The 3,498-nt window shown below is 66.4% G+C and carries 5 protein-coding genes and 1 pseudogene; all 6 read left to right on the top strand.

Annotation, left to right across the window (positions count from 1 at the left end):
* On the top strand, positions 1–245 hold a 245-nt coding region (locus tag HOP53_RS21240), incomplete at its 5' end, for a helix-turn-helix domain-containing protein (protein WP_234271856.1).
* 579 nt (positions 246–824) lie between these two features.
* Positions 825–1,160 (top strand): MobC family plasmid mobilization relaxosome protein, encoded by a 336-nt coding sequence (locus HOP53_RS21235; protein ID WP_267955457.1) that lies wholly within the window; start codon positions 825–827, stop codon positions 1,158–1,160.
* Positions 1,073–1,522 (top strand): annotated as a pseudogene (locus HOP53_RS21750) (relaxase/mobilization nuclease domain-containing protein); the annotation flags it as partial. The gene HOP53_RS21235 and the pseudogene HOP53_RS21750, both read left to right, overlap by 88 nt.
* A gap of 322 nt (positions 1,523–1,844) precedes the next feature.
* Positions 1,845–2,312 (top strand): MbeB family mobilization protein, encoded by a 468-nt coding sequence (locus HOP53_RS21230; protein ID WP_234271855.1) that lies wholly within the window; start codon positions 1,845–1,847, stop codon positions 2,310–2,312.
* A complete protein-coding gene (locus HOP53_RS21225; protein WP_234271854.1) occupies positions 2,313–2,540 on the top strand; it encodes an MbeD family mobilization/exclusion protein in 228 nt (75 codons plus the stop codon).
* A 107-nt stretch (positions 2,541–2,647) separates the two neighbouring features.
* Positions 2,648–3,498 (top strand): replication initiation protein (locus tag HOP53_RS21220; protein WP_234271853.1); only part of this gene is annotated, 851 nt, incomplete at its 3' end.

Genomic DNA, 3,498 nt, shown 5'->3' with positions numbered 1-3,498 from the left:
TGCGGGCCACCGCCAAGAGCGTGGCCAAGTGGACCTATCAGCGGCTGAGTCCGTCAGGATTTGCCGCCGTACAGGCCCAGAGAGGACGCAGGAAGGGCGAAAAGGATCGAGCCCTTATGATGCCCTTGGTTCGGGAGAAAATCGCTCAGGGGGCCTCGCGGGCCGAAATAGCCCAAGAGCTAGGCGTTCACCGGAACACCATCCGCAACTGGATCGAGCGGATGCACAAAAGCCATATCAGATAACAGCCCTCGGGAGGGGTGTGCATGGAAACTCGTCGTGTGTTGCGGAAACGTGCCTGGGTCTTGCTTGGTGCGGCCATCGTAGCCCTTAGCTTCACTGCTGGGCGGCGGTCAGCGAAGCGTGACACTCGAAGCCATATCAGATAACAGCCCTCGGGAGGGCCCTCATGTCCCCTACCACTGAGCTCGCGATCCTGATTGCCCTGGTGCTCATTCCGATTGGTATCGGCCTGACACTGCGCTGGTGGTACGAGAACCGGCGATAGCCAATCCGCCGAGCGCAGCGAGGCAACCCCCTTCCCCCGGCATCCAGCGCGAGCCGATTTCCAATCGGCGAGTGGTGGTGCCCGACAAGCGAGCGAAGCGGAGCGCGTCAGTCGAAGCCGCCCACGGTTGACGCTGCCACCAACCTAAGCCAGCATACACAGAGGGCCCTTTGACTCGCTTCGCTCGTCTGGGCCTCTGTGAGCTGGGTCAGGGGGCTGCGCCCCCCGACACCCCTGGCAGCCACCGCCCACGCCGCGACCGCTTGAGGCGGTCACGTCCTGGTCGGCGGCACCGACTTCACCCCGGAGGAACTGCATGGCCACGCAGCCGAAGCGCGAGAAGATCATCAAGATCCGCGTCAGCCCCGAAGAGCTGGAAACGCTCAAGTGGCGCTGCCCCAAACCCCAGCTCGCCGAGTGGATGCGTGAGCAGTGCCTCAACCCCGATGGCGACTGGGTTCGGCAGTCCAAGGGCCCCGAGCCGGCAGACCCGGCGCTGCTGCGGCAGCTCGCCGGCATCGGCAACAACCTGAACCAGGTCGCCAGGCGCGTGAACAGCGGCGAATGGGGTGCGGCAGACAGGGTGCAGGTTATCGCCGCCCTGGCCGCCGTAGAGCGCGAACTGGCCGAACTGAGGGCCCTGCACCGGTGATCGTCAAATTCCATGGCAGGGGCACCGGGAAGGGCGCTGGGCCGGTGGATTACCTGCTGGGCCGTGACCGGGACCGCGAAGGGGCCGAGCTGCTGCGCGGTGACGCCGACCAGACCGAGGCGCTGATCGACGGCAGCCGGTACGCCAAGCGCTATACGTCCGGCGTGCTGTCGTTCCAGGAGGCCGACCTGGACGACGCCGCCAAGCGCGAAATCATGGACTCATTCGAGAGGGCCCTGCTGCCGGGGCTCGATGGCGACCAGTACGACTGCCTGTGGGTCGAGCACCGCGACAAGGGCCGCCTGGAGCTGAACTTCGTGGTGCCCAATGTCGAGCTGACCAGCGGCAAGCGGCTCCAGCCGTACTACGACCGGGCCGACCGGCCCAGGATCGACGCCTGGAAAACCCTGACGAACGCCAAATACGAGCTGCACGACCCCAGCGATCCCGCCAACCAGCGGGCCCTCACCTATCCCGCAGACCTGCCCCGCGACAAGGCCCAGGCACAGCGCCAGATCACCAACGGCCTGCTGGCACTGGCCGAGCGTGGCGAGGTCACCAACCGCGCCCAGGTGGTGGCCGTGCTCGAGGACGCCGGTTTCGAGGTGACACGGCAGACCAAGACCAGCATCAGCGTTGCCGATCCCAGCGGTGGCAAACCGCTGAGGCTACGAGGAAAAATCTATGAGCGAGATTTCGAGGTTGGCAGCGGGCTTCGAGCAGAGATCGAAGCAGCAAGCCGAGAGTACCGAGCAGGCCGTGAGGAGCGCATTCGAGAGGCACGAGAACGCCTTGCTGGCGGCCTTGAGCGAAAGCGAGCAGAGAACCAGCGCCGCTATCCGCGCCCAGAGCCGGAGCTTGCAGCGGACCGCGCTCACGAGCTGGCTGGCCGTGGTTATACCGGTAGCCCTGACCTTGCTGCTGGGCTCCGGGGCCCTGTGGTGGATGAGCCAGAGCGTCGCCGGGAAGCTGGCCGAGATCGAGCGCCACAACACGACGCTGGAGCGGCTGGCCCAGGAGGGCGGCCGGGTGCAGCTGACCCACTGCGGGAACGAACGGCGCCTGTGCGCGAAGATCCACCCGGACAGCCGGGGCCAGAGGCCGCAGACCTTCGGCGAGAACGGCGAGTACCTGATCCTGGAGGGCTACTGAATGACCGACCTGGAGCGCGAGCTGCTGCGCGCATTCGAGCAGTTGCAGACCGCCTACGAGACACAGCATCAGGAGTGGCAGAGCGCCTACGCGAGTTTGCAGGCCATGTTCGAGGCCACGCAGCGCGACAACGCGGCGCTGAGCGACCAGGTGCAGCGCTTGAGCAGGCAGGTCAACGACTTGAGCGAGAAGGTGTCGCGCTGGACGCCAGAGGGCACGAGGCGGTAAAACAGCGAGAGCGTGAGTTCCGGCGTGGCCGCAGCGGGCCGGGCATGGAGCTCTGAAAAGGGAACACCCCCGAACCCGGCTAGTTTGGCGACCTGACGGGAACGAGGGTGCACGTAGAACGTGAGGACATTGTGACCCAACCCGCAGAGGCCTGCCAAGGCCCTGAACCGACGAACCTGGCGCTTTTCCGCCAGCGGCTCCCCCGGAAGCCCTACCACACCGACGCCCTGGGCGACGGTCTGCGCATCCGCGACGTGCAGCGGGCCCTCGCTGCCCGGTACATCCAGCCCAACCAGCCGCACCACCGCTACTGGCTCGTCTACGACGTGGACCGCAGCGGTGCCGCCCTGGACTGGTCCGATCGCAGCGCCCCGCCGCCCACGATCGTGGCCCAGAACCCCGCCAACGGGCACGCGCACCTGATCTACGGGCTCGATGTGCCGGTGAGAACGGCCCCTGACGCGAAATCTGCGCCGCTTCGCTACGCCGCCGCCGTGGATTGCGCCCTACGGGCCCTGCTGGACGCCGATCCCGGCTACTCCGGCCTGATCTGCAAGAACCCCCTCAGCCCCTTTTGGCGTGTCACGGAGTGGGAGCCACGGCTGTACGAGCTGGGCGACCTCGATAGCTGGCTCGACCTCAGCGCCTTCAGCGACCGCCGTAAGCGGCTTCCCGACTACGGCCTAGGCCGCAACTGCAACCTGTTCGAACGCCTGCGACAGTGGGCTTACAGGGCCATACGGCAGGGCTGGCCGGAGTACGACCGCTGGCACGAAGCGGTGCTGACCAGGGCAAGGGGCTACAACGACTTCGACACCCCGCTGCCCGAGAGCGAGGTGCGGGCCACCGCCAAGAGCGTGGCCAAGTGGACCTATCAGCGGCTGAGTCCGTCAGGATTTGCCGCCGTACAGGCCCAGAGAGGACGCAGGAAGGGCGAAAAGGATCGAGCCCTTATGAT

The organism is Billgrantia ethanolica, from assembly GCF_021404305.1.
Taxonomy (GTDB): Bacteria; Pseudomonadota; Gammaproteobacteria; order Pseudomonadales; family Halomonadaceae; genus Halomonas; species Halomonas ethanolica.
This window is presented reverse-complemented; position numbering and strand designations above follow the sequence as displayed.